17 protein-coding genes, 16 tRNA genes and 2 rRNA genes are annotated in these 17,272 nt (G+C 44.5%); 30 read left to right on the top strand and 5 right to left on the bottom strand.

The window, feature by feature from the left end:
* From ATL39_RS11985 to ATL39_RS11895, 19 genes are all read left to right on the top strand, one after another.
* Window positions 1–135: ribosomal RNA gene (locus ATL39_RS11985) — 23S ribosomal RNA — on the top strand; the annotation flags it as partial.
* A gap of 61 nt (window positions 136–196) precedes the next feature.
* Window positions 197–313: ribosomal RNA gene (rrf, locus tag ATL39_RS11980) — 5S ribosomal RNA — on the top strand.
* Window positions 314–323: 10 nt separating this feature from the next.
* Window positions 324–398 (top strand) — tRNA-Asn (locus ATL39_RS11975).
* Window positions 399–400: 2 nt separating this feature from the next.
* Window positions 401–493: transfer RNA gene (locus ATL39_RS11970), tRNA-Ser, on the top strand.
* Window positions 494–509: 16 nt separating this feature from the next.
* A tRNA-Glu gene (locus ATL39_RS11965) sits at window positions 510–584 on the top strand.
* A 6-nt stretch (window positions 585–590) separates the two neighbouring features.
* Window positions 591–666, top strand: a tRNA-Val gene (locus ATL39_RS11960).
* 13 nt (window positions 667–679) lie between these two features.
* Window positions 680–756 (top strand) — tRNA-Met (locus ATL39_RS11955).
* A 4-nt stretch (window positions 757–760) separates the two neighbouring features.
* Window positions 761–837 (top strand) — tRNA-Asp (locus ATL39_RS11950).
* Between the two features lie 73 nt (window positions 838–910).
* Window positions 911–986: transfer RNA gene (locus ATL39_RS11945), tRNA-Phe, on the top strand.
* A gap of 10 nt (window positions 987–996) precedes the next feature.
* Window positions 997–1,072, top strand: a tRNA-Thr gene (locus ATL39_RS11940).
* Between the two features lie 3 nt (window positions 1,073–1,075).
* Window positions 1,076–1,161: transfer RNA gene (locus tag ATL39_RS11935), tRNA-Tyr, on the top strand.
* A 13-nt stretch (window positions 1,162–1,174) separates the two neighbouring features.
* Window positions 1,175–1,249, top strand: a tRNA-Trp gene (locus tag ATL39_RS11930).
* Window positions 1,250–1,261: 12 nt separating this feature from the next.
* Window positions 1,262–1,337: transfer RNA gene (locus ATL39_RS11925), tRNA-His, on the top strand.
* A gap of 9 nt (window positions 1,338–1,346) precedes the next feature.
* Window positions 1,347–1,421 (top strand) — tRNA-Gln (locus ATL39_RS11920).
* Between the two features lie 5 nt (window positions 1,422–1,426).
* Window positions 1,427–1,501 (top strand) — tRNA-Gly (locus ATL39_RS11915).
* Window positions 1,502–1,544: 43 nt separating this feature from the next.
* Window positions 1,545–1,619: transfer RNA gene (locus ATL39_RS11910), tRNA-Cys, on the top strand.
* 25 nt (window positions 1,620–1,644) lie between these two features.
* Window positions 1,645–1,734: transfer RNA gene (locus ATL39_RS11905), tRNA-Leu, on the top strand.
* A 21-nt stretch (window positions 1,735–1,755) separates the two neighbouring features.
* A tRNA-Leu gene (locus tag ATL39_RS11900) sits at window positions 1,756–1,840 on the top strand.
* A 178-nt stretch (window positions 1,841–2,018) separates the two neighbouring features.
* Window positions 2,019–2,285 carry a hypothetical protein gene (locus ATL39_RS11895; protein WP_120193570.1) on the top strand — a complete coding sequence of 89 codons (267 nt, stop codon included), beginning with the start codon at window positions 2,019–2,021 and terminating at the stop codon, window positions 2,283–2,285.
* A 50-nt stretch (window positions 2,286–2,335) separates the two neighbouring features.
* Here the strand turns inward: ATL39_RS11895 and ATL39_RS11890 are convergent, their stop codons facing one another.
* Window positions 2,336–3,031 carry a B3/B4 domain-containing protein gene (locus ATL39_RS11890; protein ID WP_120193569.1) on the bottom strand — a complete coding sequence of 232 codons (696 nt, stop codon included), beginning with the start codon at window positions 3,029–3,031 and terminating at the stop codon, window positions 2,336–2,338.
* A gap of 72 nt (window positions 3,032–3,103) precedes the next feature.
* On the opposite strand from ATL39_RS11890, the gene queG reads away from it, so the two are divergent.
* From queG to ATL39_RS11865, 5 genes are all read left to right on the top strand, one after another.
* On the top strand, window positions 3,104–4,231 hold the full coding sequence (gene queG, locus ATL39_RS11885; RefSeq protein WP_245960981.1) for a tRNA epoxyqueuosine(34) reductase QueG: 1,128 nt from the start codon (window positions 3,104–3,106) through the stop codon (window positions 4,229–4,231).
* A 22-nt stretch (window positions 4,232–4,253) separates the two neighbouring features.
* Window positions 4,254–4,793, top strand: coding sequence for a methylated-DNA--[protein]-cysteine S-methyltransferase (locus tag ATL39_RS11880; protein ID WP_120193567.1), 540 nt, complete (start codon window positions 4,254–4,256; stop codon window positions 4,791–4,793).
* Between the two features lie 24 nt (window positions 4,794–4,817).
* Entirely contained in the window at window positions 4,818–5,291 is a 474-nt protein-coding gene (gene trmL, locus ATL39_RS11875) for a tRNA (uridine(34)/cytosine(34)/5-carboxymethylaminomethyluridine(34)-2'-O)-methyltransferase TrmL (protein ID WP_120193566.1), read from the top strand.
* A gap of 284 nt (window positions 5,292–5,575) precedes the next feature.
* On the top strand, window positions 5,576–5,881 hold the full coding sequence (locus tag ATL39_RS11870) for an antibiotic biosynthesis monooxygenase family protein (protein ID WP_120193565.1): 306 nt from the start codon (window positions 5,576–5,578) through the stop codon (window positions 5,879–5,881).
* Window positions 5,882–5,935: 54 nt separating this feature from the next.
* The gene (locus ATL39_RS11865; protein WP_120193564.1) at window positions 5,936–6,496 is read left to right on the top strand and encodes a DUF5366 family protein; all 561 of its coding nucleotides are present in this window, start codon (window positions 5,936–5,938) and stop codon (window positions 6,494–6,496) included.
* 83 nt (window positions 6,497–6,579) lie between these two features.
* Here the strand turns inward: ATL39_RS11865 and ATL39_RS11860 are convergent, their stop codons facing one another.
* Window positions 6,580–8,430, bottom strand: a complete 1,851-nt coding sequence (locus ATL39_RS11860) for a transglycosylase domain-containing protein (RefSeq protein ID WP_120193563.1) — start codon at window positions 8,428–8,430, stop codon at window positions 6,580–6,582.
* An 89-nt stretch (window positions 8,431–8,519) separates the two neighbouring features.
* The gene (locus ATL39_RS11855) at window positions 8,520–9,425 is read right to left on the bottom strand and encodes an Ig-like domain-containing protein (RefSeq protein WP_170146915.1); all 906 of its coding nucleotides are present in this window, start codon (window positions 9,423–9,425) and stop codon (window positions 8,520–8,522) included.
* A 214-nt stretch (window positions 9,426–9,639) separates the two neighbouring features.
* Here ATL39_RS11855 and lepB point away from each other — a divergent pair, with 214 nt between their 5' ends.
* From lepB to ATL39_RS11840, 3 genes are all read left to right on the top strand, one after another.
* Window positions 9,640–10,194 carry a signal peptidase I gene (gene lepB / locus ATL39_RS11850; protein ID WP_120193561.1) on the top strand — a complete coding sequence of 185 codons (555 nt, stop codon included), beginning with the start codon at window positions 9,640–9,642 and terminating at the stop codon, window positions 10,192–10,194.
* A gap of 147 nt (window positions 10,195–10,341) precedes the next feature.
* Window positions 10,342–10,935 (top strand): TetR/AcrR family transcriptional regulator, encoded by a 594-nt coding sequence (locus ATL39_RS11845; RefSeq protein ID WP_120193560.1) that lies wholly within the window; start codon window positions 10,342–10,344, stop codon window positions 10,933–10,935.
* The gene (locus ATL39_RS11840; RefSeq protein WP_120193559.1) at window positions 10,935–11,444 is read left to right on the top strand and encodes a small multi-drug export protein; all 510 of its coding nucleotides are present in this window, start codon (window positions 10,935–10,937) and stop codon (window positions 11,442–11,444) included. The genes ATL39_RS11845 and ATL39_RS11840 overlap by 1 nt, the downstream gene beginning before the upstream one ends.
* A gap of 54 nt (window positions 11,445–11,498) precedes the next feature.
* Here ATL39_RS11840 and msrA read toward each other — a convergent pair whose 3' ends face one another.
* Entirely contained in the window at window positions 11,499–12,032 is a 534-nt protein-coding gene (msrA, locus tag ATL39_RS11835; protein ID WP_120193558.1) for a peptide-methionine (S)-S-oxide reductase MsrA, read from the bottom strand.
* 158 nt (window positions 12,033–12,190) lie between these two features.
* On the opposite strand from msrA, the gene ATL39_RS11830 reads away from it, so the two are divergent.
* Genes ATL39_RS11830 through ATL39_RS11820 form a run of 3 tightly spaced genes read left to right on the top strand, consistent with a single transcriptional unit; the run spans window position 12,191 to window position 14,767 of the window.
* Complete coding sequence (locus ATL39_RS11830; protein WP_120193557.1) at window positions 12,191–13,111, top strand: bile acid:sodium symporter family protein; 921 nt, start codon at window positions 12,191–12,193, stop codon at window positions 13,109–13,111.
* 21 nt (window positions 13,112–13,132) lie between these two features.
* Entirely contained in the window at window positions 13,133–13,789 is a 657-nt protein-coding gene (locus ATL39_RS11825; protein ID WP_120193556.1) for a hypothetical protein, read from the top strand.
* 9 nt (window positions 13,790–13,798) lie between these two features.
* The gene (locus ATL39_RS11820) at window positions 13,799–14,767 is read left to right on the top strand and encodes a Gfo/Idh/MocA family protein (protein ID WP_120193555.1); all 969 of its coding nucleotides are present in this window, start codon (window positions 13,799–13,801) and stop codon (window positions 14,765–14,767) included.
* Between the two features lie 58 nt (window positions 14,768–14,825).
* On the opposite strand, the gene ATL39_RS11815 is transcribed toward ATL39_RS11820, so the two are convergent.
* On the bottom strand, window positions 14,826–17,264 hold the full coding sequence (locus tag ATL39_RS11815; RefSeq protein ID WP_120193554.1) for a glycogen/starch/alpha-glucan phosphorylase: 2,439 nt from the start codon (window positions 17,262–17,264) through the stop codon (window positions 14,826–14,828).
* Between the last annotated feature and the right edge of the window lie 8 nt (window positions 17,265–17,272).

The following is a 17,272-nucleotide window of genomic DNA, read 5'->3' as shown; positions in this document are numbered from 1 at the left end:
AGCCCCCCTCGAGATGAGATTTCCCATCACGCAAGTGAGTAAGATCCCTTGGAGATGACAAGGTAGATAGGTCTGAGGTGGACGTGCGGCGACGCATGCAGCTGACAGATACTAATCGATCGAGGACTTATCCAAATACTTTTTCCATTCGGATGTCGCTATCCAGTTTTGAAGGAACCACCGGTTCCCGATGTTGTCCGGTGACAACGGCCAAGAGGTCCCACCCGTTCCCATGCCGAACACGGAAGTTAAGCTCTTGTGCGCCGATGATAATTGGGGGGCGACCCCCTGTGAAAGTAGGACGTTGCCGGGCTTTATAATATTCCACAGTAGCTCAGTGGTAGAGCTATCGGCTGTTAACCGATCGGTCGCAGGTTCGAATCCTGCCTGTGGAGCCAATGGAGAGCTGTCCGAGTGGCCGAAGGAGCACGATTGGAAATCGTGTAGGCGGTGTTAACCCGTCTCGAGGGTTCGAATCCCTCGCTCTCCGCCATTACATATTAGTTTTAGGCCCGTTGGTCAAGTGGTTAAGACACCGCCCTTTCACGGCGGTATCACGGGTTCGAATCCCGTACGGGTCACCAAATATTGGAGGATTAGCTCAGCTGGGAGAGCACCTGCCTTACAAGCAGGGGGTCGGCAGTTCGATCCTGTCATCCTCCACCATTTTTTATAACATCGCGGGGTAGAGCAGCCTGGTAGCTCGTCGGGCTCATAACCCGGAGGTCGGAGGTTCAAATCCTCCCCCCGCAACCAAAATGGTCCGGTAGTTCAGTTGGTTAGAATGCCTGCCTGTCACGCAGGAGGTCGCGGGTTCGAGTCCCGTCCGGACCGCCATTTTATTTTTAAAGAAGTAGTTGTATTTTTCTAGTGAAGCAGTATAAACTGTTCATAGAGAAAATATAAGCATGGCTCGATAGCTCAGTCGGTAGAGCAGTGGACTGAAAATCCACGTGTCGGCGGTTCGATTCCGTCTCGAGCCACCACTTTATTTATGCCGGTCTAGCTCAATTGGTAGAGCAACTGACTTGTAATCAGTAGGTTGAGGGTTCAAGTCCTTTGGCCGGCACCATGTGGAGGGGTAGCGAAGTTGGCCAAACGCGGCAGACTGTAAATCTGCTCCCTCTGGGTTCGGCGGTTCGAGTCCGTCCCCCTCCACCATTTTTATTCATATAGGGGTATAGTTTAACGGCTAGAACGGCGGTCTCCAAAACCGCAGATGTGGGTTCGATTCCTACTACCCCTGCCAATATTAAATATGGCGGTTGTGGCGAAGTGGTTAACGCACCGGATTGTGGTTCCGGCATTCGTGGGTTCGATTCCCATCAGCCGCCCCATTTTTATGTTGGGCTATGGCCAAGCGGTAAGGCATCGGACTTTGACTCCGTGATGCGCTGGTTCGAATCCAGCTAGCCCAGCCATTTATGCGGAAATAGCTCAGTGGTAGAGCACCACCTTGCCAAGGTGGGGGTCGCGGGTTCGAATCCCGTTTTCCGCTCCATTTTTAACGCGAGTCAACACATAAAAGACCGCATTTCATAAATGGCGGCATAGCCAAGTGGTAAGGCAGGGGTCTGCAAAACCCCTATTCCCCGGTTCAAATCCGGGTGTCGCCTCCATACATCATTTTTCCCTTTACAACCTGCCGGGGTGGTGGAATTGGCAGACACACAGGACTTAAAATCCTGCGGAGGGTGTACCTCCGTGCCGGTTCGAGTCCGGCCCTCGGCACCAACTTCATTAATTTACTGACTTGGCGGTGTGGCGGAATTGGCAGACGCGCACGACTCAAAATCGTGTTCCTAACGGAGTGCCGGTTCGATCCCGGCCACCGCTACCACTCATTTAATTATACGTGAACAGGTCCCGCTGCCGGGAGCTGTTTTTTTGTTTCTGTTGGATGGAAATAATGCAAAATACTAGATGATTTCATGATATACTAAAAGAAATCATATATATATTCATAATAGTAAGAATTTTCAAATTAATTTCCTTTTACATAAAAAGGGGGAATGCATATGAAACCTATAAAACCAGTTAAATCAAAAACATCTATAAAAACAAGAGATCCGCATAAAGACCTCCACATTAACTATACGTTGACACATACTATTCATTCGACGGTATTTGTAACATTTTTTTTCGAACAAAATGAGATCGAAGACTTTAAAACGATTATTTTAGAACGTCTTCCTGCAAATCATCAGACTTATATTGAAGAGAATATGAGAAACTGGTTTGAAATTGCTGAGGAAATCAATCTGCATATTCATCACAAATATTAAACAACAAAACACACCCAGAGATGGATGTGTTTTGTTGTGTATATCGTTTTTTAGAAGGAGAAATCCGGCTGTTCTGCATCTAGAATGATAGTGGAAGCTTCTCCACTGTGTATTTGATGAAACATTTTTGAAGAGGCTGCCAAAAGCTTTACCGCTTCTTCTTTTGGAAGAGAGGGAGGAAGGTAGAAAAGCTGGAGTGCTTCTGTACTTTCTATCTTTGTTTTTGTCCGATGGGAATCAACAATAGGGCTTCCAAATGCTCCTTCCTCATCAGTAGAAACGATTTTCCCTTCGAAATTATTTGTTCTTCCATTTAGTCCTTCATATGTATCGTATTTTCCGCCGACTTTTATCGTTATGGTTCCATGTAATGCAGACGCATCATAAATTCCAACAGGAAGCATATACTGAATAGAAAAAAAGTTGTTTAAATCGGCGGCAGAATGCACAAAAGAGAGAGCTCCGGTTTTTTTAACTGTTCGTGCCAGCGATTCATGGGAAGGACGGTATCTGGCTGGATCGGTGCCCGCCGCCTTGAAAATCTTCCTCCATTCTAAAATTCCTTCTTTTTCTGTAAGAGGCAGCTCCTGCAGTTCCGTATGCAGGGTTTCCTGGTAAAACTGCAGCCGGCCTTTAATCATTTTAGGAGATTCCCCAACTATGATATCCTTATAGTGAATCACTCCAATTTTTAGTCCGGGAGCTGTTTCGAGTAAAGATTTATCGAGCAGGATTTGTTTAATCATATAAAAACTCCTTTGTCTCTTAATAAAATGAGTTTACTATAGTATGGAATGAAGAAAAAGGGGAGACGGCGATTGCCTGAAGAAACACTGAAAGAAAAAATCATATCCTACGCCAAAGAGATCGGTATTGATAAGGTTGGATTCGCTTCCGCCGATCCATTTCTAACGTTAAAAGATAGACTGATTACGCAGCAGGAGCTTCAGTATCAGTCTGGATTTGAAGAAAAAGATATAGAAAAAAGAACCCATCCCTCGCTGCTTATGGAAGAGGGAAGAACGATCATTTCTATTGCTCTTGCCTATCCTTCCAAATTAAAAAATGCGCCCAAAAGTACAAAAGGAGACAGGCGGGGTATATTCTGCCGTGCTTCCTGGGGGGAAGACTATCATAACGTATTACGTAAGCGCCTCAGCAGGCTGGAAGAGTATGTGAAGGAATTAGATCCGCAGGCACAGTGCCGGTCCATGGTGGACACAGGAGAGCTCTCAGACAGAGCAGTTGCTGAAAGAGCAGGTATCGGCTGGAGTGCTAAAAACTGTGCAGTTATTACCCCGGAGTTTGGTTCCTATGTGTACCTGGGTGAAATGCTCACTACGCTTGCCATCGAGCCGGATGTTCCGTTGACTGATCAATGCGGATCATGCAATATATGCGTTGATGCCTGTCCGACAGATGCCCTGATCCAGGGAGGACAGCTTGATGCCAATAAATGCATTGCGTTTTTAACGCAGACGAAGGATATGCTGCCGGAAAGGTACCGCAAAAAAATCGGCAACCGTATATACGGCTGTGACACCTGCCAGCAGGTATGTCCAAAAAACAAAGGGGTGGACTTTCACCACCAAAAAGAATTCGAACCGGATCCGGAAACGGTTAAGCCTAATTTAAATTCTCTTCTGCATATGAGCAATAAAGAATTTAAAGAACGATTTGGTTCCATCGCTGGTTCATGGAGAGGCAAAAAGCCGATTCAACGTAACGCGGTTATTGCATTAGGAAACTTTAAAGAGGAATCAGCCGTGCCGGAACTTAATGAATTAATTAAAAATGATCCAAGACCAGTGATCCGTTCGTCCTGTGCCTGGACTCTGGGACAAATTGGCACCCATGAAGCAATTGTAGGATTGGAAGAAGCTTATATGCTTGAACAGGAGTCCGAGGTTCTGGCGGAGCTGGAAACGGCACTTGGTCTTCAGTGAAAATAGAAAAGGGGATGCTTGAATGACAAATATACTGTATTATACAGAGGTGACAAGCCCTATCGGTCCACTTACCCTATTTTCTTCCGACAAAGGCCTGATGTCTATCAAATTTGCAGGCACTGCAGAATCTGTACCGGCCTTTAAGGTCTGGGCTGTGAGATACAAAGGCGCCGATATTAAATTAGAAGAAAACGCGTCTGTTTTTAAAGAAGAAATTCAGCAGCTCAGAGAATATTTTGAAGGAACGCGTACAGAATTCGATGTAGCGTATGATTTGGAAGGAACGCCTTTTCAACAGGCGGTCTGGAAAGCGCTTATTGAAGTTCCTTACGGAAGAACTGCTTCGTATAAAGAGATTGCCGCTGCTGCCGGTTCAGAAAAAGCTGTAAGGGCAGTGGGGAATGCCAACAATAAAAACCCTATTCCCATTATGATACCCTGTCATCGTATAATAGGAAGCAATGGAGCGCTCGTCGGATACGGTGGGGGACTTGATAAAAAAACCTATCTCCTGGAAATAGAAAAAGAACAGACAGCTCAAGAACGGAAAGTCAGGTAGAGCGTTACAGAAAGGAAACATGCAATGAGCAACCATATCGTATTGTACCAGCCGGAAATCCCGGCTAACACAGGAAACATAGCGCGAACGTGCGCAGGAACCGGTACACATCTTCATCTGATCCGGCCGCTTGGATTTTCCACAGAGGATAAAATGCTGAAAAGAGCCGGCTGTGATTACTGGCCGGACGTTAAGATCCATTATTATGATTCTTTTGATGAACTGGCTGAAACCTTTCCGGACGGCATATTCTATTTTATAGAAACCGTGGGAAGCAGAACGTATTCCTCTATTGATTACAGCAGCAGAGAAGAAGACCTCTTTTTTGTATTTGGAAAAGAAACAAAAGGTATACCTCAGGAACTTATCGACCGCTATGCGGATCAATGCCTGAAAATACCGCAGAATGATTTGATTCGCTCCCTGAATCTATCTAATACAGCGGCGATTATTATTTACGAAGTTCTGCGCCAGCAGAATTTCCAGCAGCTCACATAAAACCACAGGCTCTTTAAAAGAGCCTGTGGTTTTATAAGATAACGTTATCATTTTTACTTTTTGTGCGCCTTTTCGTCAACGCCGGCAGTGAAAATAGAAGCTAGAAACATGACACAGATGCCAAGCAGCAGCAGAAGTTTCATCTTCATCGTCCTTTCTATGTATCAGTCTATGCTAATAGTATAACCTACTGATACCAGTGTGTGAAATGGTATCTGGATTACAGGTCTTTAAGTTGGTATAATGAATACAGAATCATTCGAAAAAACAGGAGGCATTAAATTATGTATGTAGTAATGAACGAATTAAATGTGCCGGCACCTGCGCGCGGCCAAATGAAAGAACGATTTGGAAAAAGCGCTGGAAATATGAAAGAGGTGGAAGGCTGCCTGGATTTCATGTTTCTAGAACAGGAAAAAGAAGATGCACCGCTTGTCGTATTCACGAAGTGGGAATCTAAAGAAGCTTACCAGAACTGGCTTCACAGCGACCAGTTTAAGAACGCCCATAAAGAAAAGCGGGAATCCAAAGAGAAGAGTCCGGCTTCTGGAAACGAATTAAAAGAATTTGAAGTCGTTCATCATTTATAATATAAAAGCCTGCAGCTCTGCTGCGGGCTTTTTAAAAGAAAAGGTTGCACTGCTATGAAAAATACATATTTAACAAGCCATTTTCCATTATTCGCTATTCTGCTTTTCAGCCTGTCTTTCGCTGTGTATACAGAGCGTCAGGTAAGCAGCTTTCTTCAGGATATAGGGTTGTATCAGGGCATGATGGAAGTTATGTCTGAAGCAGGTATCAAAATAAGTATTCTGCTGTTCTGCATGCTTTTTTATTTTATGCTGTTCGCTGCGTTTAAGCTGATAGCCGGAACCATTCTGGAGCTGTCCCTGCTGTTTTTTTCCAAAGATCAGGAGGGGGAGGCGCTGCAGAAAATCAGGGGAGGCAGCTGGATTTATCTGGGCGCCGGACTGATTTCACTTCTGCTTGTTTCTTCTGCAGCGGCGCTTGGCGGTCTTTTTTTGACAGCAGCCATTGTCTATTTTACGTATTTTTTATTTCGGACAAAAGATTTCATTTCAGCTTCGGGTTTAATCGGGGTTTTGTTTCTGCATGGAAGCTTTTGGACTGCGTTGTTTTTATCGATAGGCTATACCGGGCTGCGTCTGTACAACAGCTTTATAGAAAGTCTGCCTGTTTTGTAATGGATAAAAAATCAGGTGTCTCTGCTGCAGACTGCCGTCAGCCTGCAGAAAGAGTCTGCCTGAACAACTTATAAATCAAAAGATCATTCCATCACCTTTTTCCACCATACCAGGGCAGGCTTTTCGTTTTCGACTGCAGCAAGAGAGGCAGGCTGATCTTCGCCAATCCAGACTGCGGTGGTGTAACGTTCATTGTACCCTGCAAACCACAAGTCTTTTTCCTCATTCGTTGTGCCCGTTTTTCCTCCGAACGATTCAGCTTCTATTTTTGCTGCGGTTCCTGTACCGGATATTATCACTTCCTCCAGAAGAATCCGCATTTCCTGATTTGTTTCCTCCGACCAGACCACCTCTTCTTTATCTTCCCATTCGTAAAGCACTCTTCCCTCCTCATCCTGCACGCTGGAAATAGCCCGTGCCGGCGTAAAGCTTCCATTATTGGAAAACGTAGTGTAGGCGTTCGTTAATTCCAGCGGGCTGACTCCCCGGCTGAACCCTCCCAAAGCGGAAGCGGGAGTGTAGTCGGCCGAAGTTACGTTATCAAATGCAAAACCTTCCAAATAGGAAAAGGATTCGCTGATACCGGTCTGTTCAAACAGGCGGAGGGCGGAGGTGTTGTAGGAAGCAGCAAGCGCTCTTTTTAATGATACCGGCTGATTAAGACCATCTTGAGATACACAATACTCTTTAATACATATATCTTTTGTTTCCACCATTGATATGGAAGAGACGTCAAACGTTTCTATATAGGGAGCATAGACAAGAAGCGGTTTAATAGTGGACCCGGGCTGACGATAGGCCTGAAAAGCCCGGTGGAATTCTCCATTTTGATAATTTTTCCCTCCAATGGCTGCAACTATTTCATGATTCAAATGATCAATAGTAACAGAAGCTCCTTCAGCAGTGTCATTTGACAGAACCGATCCGGCCGCCTCATTCTGGGCCGCTTGAAGGCCGCTGTCATAATGTGTGTAGATATGAAGGCCGCTGTTCATCAGCTCTTCTATCCGCTTATCCAATTCTTCAGACACTGCCTGTTTATCATCATCCGATGCTGTTTCCGCCTGTTTGGAGTATCCTTCTTTATCTGCAACAAGTTCACGGAATTCGTTTTTAACGAGATCTTCGTAATCCGGCGACAGCGAGACTCTTGACGTTGGTTCTATTACAGTAATAGGAGCATCCAGCGCCGTTTGATAGTCTTCTTCGGTGATCTTCTCTGTATCGAGCAGTTTCTGTAGAATCCAGCCCTGGCGTTCCAGCGTGTGATCCTTATTATCAATTGGATCATAGTACGTGGGATTAGCGGGAACGGCAGCTAAAAAGGCTGTTTCTGCCAACGTAAGGTCGCTGCTTGATTTGGAGAAGTACGCCCGGCTGGCAGTTTCAAAGCCGTAAATACCACGGTTAAAATAAATAGTATTAATATACATTTCCAGTATTTCCGTTTTGGAATAGGTATTCTCCAGTTCAACAGCATAAAGCACTTCTGCTATTTTACGTTCATAGGTCTGACCGTGATGAAGAAATAGGTTTCTGGCCAGCTGCTGCGTAATAGTACTGGCTCCTTCTTCTATAGAGCCCGCCTGAGCGTTAGCAAGTACCGCACGAAGGACCGCAGAGGCATCCAGACCTTTGTGTTCAAAAAACTGCTGATCTTCTGTCGAAAGAAATGCCTGCTTAACTATTTCCGGGGTTTTTGTCTGCTTTGTATACAGACGGTTCTGTTCGTTATGCCATTCAGCAAGAACGTCATTTTGGGATGTATAAACAAAGCTGTTGGTTGGTATATGAAAAGTCTCTTTATCTATAAGGTGATCCAGGGTTTTGGAAGGGGAGGTATAATCGTTACTTTCTCCCGCAACAGCGGCTGCCAGGAAAACAGTAAGTGCAAGAAGTATAACGATAAAAAGCGTACCTGCTTTTTTATTCAAAGGAGTTCCTACTTTCTTTCCAGCTTTCTTTATATTTATATCGGCATCAATTCGAAAATAAAAAGCTAAACTCTCCTTTTTTGGAGAGTTTAGCTGTCTGCTGGTGAAAGAGGGGAACGCAAAGGAGAAAAAGAAGTATTTTCTTCAATTCGGCGTATCATAAAAGGCTGGTTGTTTTCATCAATTTCAATGGGGAAAACGTTGATTTCTTCTTCCGTTTCCGAGGTTTCTTCCGCACCGGCCCCCTGGAAAGACAGGTCAAGTTCCTGATTGGCAATAACAGGCTGCATAGTCACAGGTGCATCTTTTTTCCACGATACCGATTCTCCGTTATCAATGTAAAAAGATTGTTTATAGCCGCCTAAAAGGGAGTTACCGGCTGAAGACTGCAGCTCTTTTTCTACATATAAAGTGTAAATGCTGCCCCGCTCCATTTCTTCATCGGGAGGGATGATTTTGATTTCCTGATCGGTCGTAAGCACAAGTACAGAGGTTAATTTTTCATCGTTTTCATCGGTAATATAAATATTTGCGTCTGTTAAAGAATCTGAGTTAACCGCCTGGTTTAGAGTAAGCGTCCATATATCGCCTCTGGCTATTTTTACAGGAGTATTTATATCTTTAAATGTGCTGCTGTTTTTTACTTCATACATTTCTACATTCTCAATGTCGTCGGCGCTTCCATCAATGGAAGCCTTATCTTCCGGATAAACAGGATGGGCGATATTGAATTCCTCCGGATCCGGATAGCGCAGAGAATAGTAAATCTGCAGTGTGTTCTCGCTTATATTCGTTTGTTCAATATTTATTCTATAGCCTGTTGAGTTTTTTTCCCCCCATGCCATAGTCAGCTCCTCATCATGTAAAGAATAAGATAATCCCGGCGGGGAGGTATTTACTTCATCAGCCACGGAGTCCAGGGTAAGCATGGAAGCATGCCCCGGAAAAATAGAGAACGCGAGAACTATGGAAAAGAGAACCCATAGTATCTTCATAAAATATCCCCTTATTGTTACGTGTCCGTTATAGTCTGGAAACCATTCTTTAGTCATTGTTACACATTTGTCACATACTTTTTCATTTTAGGCTATAGTATTGATTTTATCCTATATGACCGCCAACTAGCAACTTCTATTTAACAGAAGACAATGATTGTCCTTGTAAATCAATAATGATACATTATAATAGATATGAAACGGAGGAAAAGAAATGAATAATATCGCCCGTGAAATATGGGATTGGGTCAAAACATTTATTATCGTTATACTGGTCGTACTAATCGTAAGACAATTTTTATTTGCAAACTACATGGTGCACGGTGAATCCATGATGCCTACAATAGAAAATGGAGAACGTCTGATTATTAATAAAATTGGATATGAATTTGGAGAACCGGACCGTTCTGATATGATTGTTTTTCACGCTGATGAGCAGAGCGACTATATTAAAAGAGTAATCGGAGTACCTGGAGATCATATTGCATTTGAAAATGATGTTTTGTACGTCAATGGAGAAGCGCAGGATGAATCCTATCTGGAGCCGTTTAAAGAACAGTCATCCGGAACAGGATTGTTTACACAGGACTTCACCCTCGAGGAAGTAACCGGTCAGAGCACTGTGCCGGAAGGCTCGGTATTTGTAATGGGGGACAACCGTTTAAATAGTATGGACAGCCGTCAGCTTGGTTTTATTGAAACAGAAGAAATTGTTGGTAAAGCAAACCTGCGCTATTGGCCGATTGAGGAATTCACGTTAATAGGATAAGCGAAAAAGCATCTTCCTTCCGGGAAGGTGCTTTTTTATTATTCCGACTATGTTAAGAGCCCGTTTTTTATAAGCGGGAGTAATTGACGGGCTGCTGCCAAAAAAGATACAATGGCTACCGTTCGTTAGTTTCAGGAGGCAGATCAAATGATGAAGATAAAAGTAAAGCAGGAGGCACTAAAGCTGTTTGCTGATAAGGGATATGATGGAATGAGTTTATCAGCGCTTGCTGAAGAGCTTGGGATGAAAAAGCCTTCCCTTTATAATCATATCGAAAGCAAGGAGTCTTTGTTTCTTGAAATTGTGGATGAAGTGTTCCGTTCGTATGTGGAGTATGTAAAAGAATCTATATTGTTAAAAAGCGAAAGCAACGTAGAATACCGTTTAAAGGAAGTATTAACATCAACAGCGCGCTTTTTAAGCTCGAAAGATAAAGGCATGCTCTATATGAGAGTCCTCATGTTTCCACCCAGGAATCTGCAGCAGAGTATACTGGGGAAATTCTCAGCCTATGAGGGTGAAACCGACAGCATGCTGGCAGCACTCATAAAAGAGGGGATCGCCAAGCAGGAAATAGAGCCGGGAGATACCACGGTGTATCTGCAGGCGTTTTACGTAATTTTAGACGGAATATCGACAGAAATGCATATTTATGATGCAGCAGCAGTGGAAAAGAAAACAGAAGCGGCATGGTTTGTTTTCTGGAAGGGTATCCGCGGACGCGGTCAGGTGGAAGAGTAATGGAATGGATTGGATGGTATTTAGGACTGTTTGTTATGGCTGCAACTCCCTGGCTGGAGCTTGTCATTGTTATTCCAATTGGGATTGGCGCGGGACTTCATCCGGTTCCTGTAGCCGTTGTTTCCTTTATAGGAAACGCGCTGCCCGTGCTGCTTATTATTTACGGTATGGACTGGATAAGGAAAAAACGGTGGTATCAGCGCTTAATACAGAAACGAAAAGTGAAAACCGACGCCAAAGAGGAACATGCGGACCCGAAAAAACTGGCTAAAAAAGAAAAACGCCAGCGGAGAATGAAACGTATTTTTGATAAATACGGCATTCCGGGTATTGCTCTCGCCGGACCGGGCATTACGGGCATACATCTGGCTACTGCTTTGGCCCTGGGATTTCAGGGAGAAAGAAAGCAGATCGTTGTGTGGATGAACGTTAGTCTGGCAGTGTGGACTATTGCCATGACTATTGCTTCTGTAACAGGAATGGACTGGCTGATGGGCTGGTTTGGATAAAAAGAAAAGCTGAACTGCCTCAGGCAGTTCAGCTTTTTGGGGATTTACCGAAAATTACTGCCAGTGGGACTGGATAAATTCATCCCGTCCTGACTGCTTCCGGTCTTCTTTATATTCTTTTTCGTGTGTTTTATAAAAGTTCTGGTGATAATCTTCTGCAGGATAAAAAGCGGAGGCGGGTTTAATTTCCGTAACGACAGGCTGTGAAAATTTTCCGCTCTGTTCCATATCTTTTTTAGACTGCTGTGCGGATGCTTCCTGGTCTGCATTATGATAAAAAACGGCGGTACGGTACTGTGGACCGCGGTCCTGAAACTGCCCGCCGTCGTCGGTAGGGTCAATCTGCGGCCAGTAAAGCCTCAGCAGTTTCTCATAAGGAAATAAAGAAGGATTAAATTCAATCTGCACGGCTTCGTAGTGGCCGGTTTCTCCTGTTTTTACTTCTTCATAGGACGGGTCATCCACGTGACCTCCCGTATAGCCGGAGGTAATGCTGATAATGCCTTCAAGCTCATCAAAAGGCTGTACCATGCACCAGAAGCATCCTCCTGCAAATGTAGCTTTTTCATAATTCCCAGTCTTTGTCATTCGTATCGTCTCCTTTTCAGCCAAATTGTAGCATAGTTGGGAAATAATTTTACAGTAGAAGGCTCGTACCTGCGTTAAAGGGTTGAAGGATAAGCCATAGAAGAGTAAAATGACAAAATATTACTATAATTTTGTACATACTATTGGAGGACGAAAAAATGGATCAGGTAACTTTGTTTGTGAACAAATATTTTGCTGTATTTGTGCTGGCCGCCGCCGGTGCAGCTTTTCTTCTGCCGGATGTATTTGTTGGTATTACAGCTTACATCACATTGCTGCTCGGTATTATTATGTTTGGCATGGGCATGACTCTTAAGGGAGCGGATTTTGGAATTATTGCTAAAAAGCCATTTCCGGTAATTGTAGGGGTAATTGCTCAATTTGTTATTATGCCGGCCGCCGCATTTTTAATTGCGCTGCTTATGCAGCTGCCGCCGGAGATCGCAGCCGGTCTCGTTCTGGTCGGTGCTTCACCGGGAGGGACAGCCTCTAACGTTATGGTGTATTTAGCTAAAGGAGATGTAGCGCTCTCTGTAGCAATGACTTCGGTTTCCACTATACTGGCTGTTGTAATGACGCCGCTGCTTCTCTTACTGTTTGCTAATACGTGGCTTCCTGTGGATGCAGGAGCGATGCTTCTTTCGATTGTACAGGTGATTTTAATTCCGATTACGCTTGGGATTGTAGTAAGGAAACTGCTGCCGGCTGTAGTAGATAAAGGAACAAAGATACTTCCTGTCGTTTCAATGGCAGCAATTGTAGCTATTGTGGCAGGAGTATTAGCTGCAAACAGAGAAAATGTTATAGAGACAGGGGCACTGGTTATCGCAGCTGTGATTCTTCATAATGGTTTCGGTCTGCTGCTTGGCTATGCGGCAGCAATGTTTATGGGGCTGAACCAGGCCCAGCGGCGCGCGGTTTCGCTCGAAGTAGGGATGCAGAATTCCGCATTGGCGAGCCAGCTGGCGACTGTTCATTTCACCCCGCTTGCTGCGCTTCCGGCTGCCGTATTTTCCGTTTGGCATAATATATCGGGACCGCTTCTTGTCTCATGGTGGGGAAGAAAAAACCGCGCATAAAAAGAAGGGGGAGGAGCATACTTGTCCGCTAAATTGGGAATACTTTTATTATGGGCTCTCGCCGTCGTGTATTTAATTTTTTATGCACCGGCCGGAGAGCAATATACAATGGAGCAGATGCAGGCTCTTTTTACATTCGAACAAACCAGTATGAATCCGCTCGTTATCGCTTTATTTAACTCATTGGGAATCTGGCCGCTGCTTTTCACTGCTTTTCTATTTACCGATCCGGGCAGGGGGCGCCTTAAAGCGTGGCCTTTCGTGCTTCTCTCTTTTGGAGCCGGGGCCTTTGCACTGATGCCCTATATCGCTCTTCGAAAAGAATCAACGCACCTTATCAAACCGGGTGCTGTTGGGAAAATAACCGAATCAAAAGTATTTGCAGGCCTGCTTGTTCTCCTGACAGGAGCGCTGATTATTTTTGCCGTCGGCAGCTTTCAGCCGGGTGGATTATGGGAAGCCTTCTGGTCTTATCATTTAGTACACACGATGGTCATTGATTTTCTATTATTTGCAGTGCTGGCTGTATACATGATTAAAAAAGATGCCGCAAAACGAAAACGGACGCTGACTTCTAAACAATGGCTTCTGTTTAGTATTCCGCTGCTCGGAACAGCGCTTTATCTGCTGTATCGTCCGGGCTGGAAAAAAAGCAGATATTCTTATAAAAAGAGATAGGAGAAAAAAATGACAACGTTAAAATGGGGCATTTTAGGACCAGGTACGATATCCATTAATTTTTCCAAAGCAATCAAAGCAGTGAACGGCCATGTTCACGCCGTGGCATCGAGAAGTGCGGATCGGGCGCAGGCTTTCGCAGATACGTATGGTATAGATCATGCCTACGGAAGTTACGAAGAACTGCTTGAAGACGATGAGGTGGACGTGGTTTATATAGCAACCCCGCATTCACACCACTTTGAATGGGTCATGAAAAGTCTCGAGAAAAACCGCCACGTATTTTGCGAAAAAGCGATCACGGTAAACGACAGGCAGCTGCAGATTCTAAAAGAAGAAGCGGAAAAGCGCGGGCTTATTTTAGCGGAGGCAATGACGATTTATCATAATCCTCTTCATAAAAAAGTGAAATCCTTTATTGAAGAAGGCGGCATCGGTAAAGTCAGTATGGTTAACGTCACGTTTGGCATGTTTAAAGACTTTGATAAAACCGATCGTTTTTTCAACAAAGACCTGGCTGGTGGAGCTCTGCTTGATATTGGCACCTACGCTTTAACGTTCGCCAGATATTATTTAACTGCTGCACCCAATGAAATTGTGACACTTGGCACGACAGCCTCAACGGGTGTAGACGAACAATCAGGAATTGTATTAAAAAATGAGCATCAGGAAGTAGCCGTGGTATCATTGGCGCTCCGGGGGAATATGCCGAAAAAAGGGTTGATTACCGGCTCGCAGGGTTATATTGAAATGGATGATTTTAACCGGGCTTCCCGTGCGGATATTGTTTATAATGATGGAACAACTGAGACGCTGGAAGCGGGAGAAACCGCCAGAGCCCTCGAATATGAGGTGGAGGCAATGAATCAGATGGTTATCGCCCGCAGCAATGATGGGACCCTGGATCTTACTTCGGACGTAATGAAGATTATGGATGAAGTACGCAGACAGTGGGGCCTTCAGTTTCCTGGAGAATAAAAAAGATGAGCCAAAAGCGGCTCATCTTTTTTTAGATTTAATTTGTGTGTCTGCAGCTTTATTTCTTTGCAGGCACAGGAATATAAGGAGAGATATTCCAAATTTCAGATGCGTACTGCATAATGGTGCGGTCACTGGAAAACTTGCCGGAATGGGCAATGTTGGTAATACTCATTTCCTGCCATTTATTCCACTGCTGATATGTCTGATCGATCATTTCCTGTGCTTCCACGTAGCTTTCAAAATCTTTCAAAACGAAATATTCGTCATTATCACGAAGCAGGTGGTAGTAAATATCTTTAAAGGCGAGCTCGTCCCGGCCAAAGAAACCATCATGAAGCTGATTAATCATGTGGTGAAGCCGCTTGTCGCTTTGATAAAGAGACTTCGCGCTGTAGCCGCCTGTACGGTGGAGTTCTTCAATTTCAGATTCTTCCATACCAAACAGGAACATGTTCTGCGAACCGACCATGTCTTTAATTTCAACATTTGCGCCGTCAAGTGTCCCCAGTGTCAGAGCACCATTCATCATGAGCTTCATATTGCCGGTACCGGAAGCTTCTTTTCCGGCGGTGGAAATCTGCTGGCTTACTTCAGATGCCGGAATAATCATTTCGGCAAGGCTGACGTTGTAATTTTCAAGAAAAACGATTTTAATTTTATCGTTAATCGAAGCATCATTGTTAATTTGATCGGCTGCGGAAACGATAAGACGGATTACCTGTTTGGCAAAATGATAGCTTGGTGCAGCTTTTGCGCCAAAAATAAACGTCCGTGCCGGTATATCCGCATGCGGATGGTCTTTTAGGTATAAATAACGGTTAATGACGTAAAGAATATTAAGAAGCTGGCGCTTGTAGCCGTGAAGCCTTTTAATCTGTACATCAAATATCGAACGATCATCAATAATAAGGCCTGTTTTTTCTTTTATATAACGGGCCAGATTCTGCTTGTTAAACTGCTTGACTTCAAACAGCTTCTCCTGAAACGAAGCATCTTTACTATAGCGGAGCAGCTTAATCAGATCTTTCGGGCGTTCCTTCCATTCCTCTCCAATAGATGAGTTAATCAGCGAGGTTAACTCCGGATTCGCCTGCATCAGCCAGCGCCGGTGGGTAATGCCGTTTGTTTTGTTATTGAATTTTCCGGGGAACAGGCCGTAGAACTGCTTCATCTCTGATCTTTTGAGAATTTCTGTATGCATTTTAGCGACGCCGTTTACGCTGTAGCTGCCTACAACAGCCAGGTGCGCCATACGGACCTGGCCGTAGCTGATAACCGCCAGTTCATGAATAACAGACCGGTACTCCGGGTGGTCGTGATAAACCATCTGGCAGAAGCGTTCGTTTATTTCTTCAGTAATCATGTATATGCGCGGAAGCAGCTGGGAAAATAAAGGTACAGGCCACTTTTCGAGCGCTTCGCTTAAAATGGTATGGTTCGTGTAGGCTACCGTATTAGTGGTAACATGCCAGGCTTCATCCCATCCAAGTCCTTCTTCATCCATAAGCAGACGCATTAATTCCGGGACAACTAGTGACGGGTGGGTATCGTTAATCTGTATGCTGATATATTCGTGAAGCTTTAAGCAGGAATGACCGGTGCGCTGCTTAAAAAGCTTAACAATCGTCTGAAGCCCGGAGGAAACGAGAAAATACTGCTGCTTCAGACGGAGCATTTTTCCGTCCATATTGGAATCATCGGGATATAAAAACTCAGAAATTCTTTCAAGGGAGCGCTTGGATTCTAAATGATCATAATAGCTCTGCTTGTCTCCGGCATAGAAACCATCTTCACTCTCAAGAGGCTCTGCGCTCCAGAGCCGGAGTGTATTGATTGTTTCATTGTTATAACCTTTAATAGGCACATCATAGGGAACAGCGGCAACTTTTTCAGTATCCAGCAGGGACACCTTCATTTTTCCGTTCTCTTCATATGTTTCTACGCGTCCGCCAAAACAGATTACCGCCGTAAGATCCGGGCGTTTTGTTTCCCAGACGTAAGGCTCGCGCAGCCAGTAATCAGGAAGTTCCACCTGATTGCCGTCAACAATTTTCTGCTCGAACAGGCCGTACTTATAGCGGATGCCGTAACCGTGGCCGGGAATCTGCAGCGATGCCATAGAATCCAGAAAGCATGCGGCCAGGCGTCCCAGGCCGCCGTTTCCAAGTCCAGCATCCTGTTCACACGCAAATATGTCTTCCGGAACAAATCCAAGGTTGGTAAGAGCTGCTTTCATTGGTTCGAGCCAATGCATATTCAAAAGATTGGATTCCAGTAAGCGTCCCATCAAAAATTCCATAGAAAAATAATAAACGGTACGGGGATTCTGCTCTTTGTAGCGTTTTGTCGTTTGAAGCCACTCGCTGTTAAGGTTTTCTTTTACGATAGAACTTACCGCAATATATATTTCTCTGGAAGTAGCTTCGTTGATAGTCGTCCCCAGTTTTTTTTCGAGGGTCTGGCAGATGGAATCCTGAAGCTGTTGTTCATTCATTATGACTC

Source organism: Sinobaca qinghaiensis (genome assembly GCF_003610495.1).
GTDB lineage: Bacteria > Bacillota > Bacilli > Bacillales > Marinococcaceae > Sinobaca > Sinobaca qinghaiensis.
This window is presented reverse-complemented; position numbering and strand designations above follow the sequence as displayed.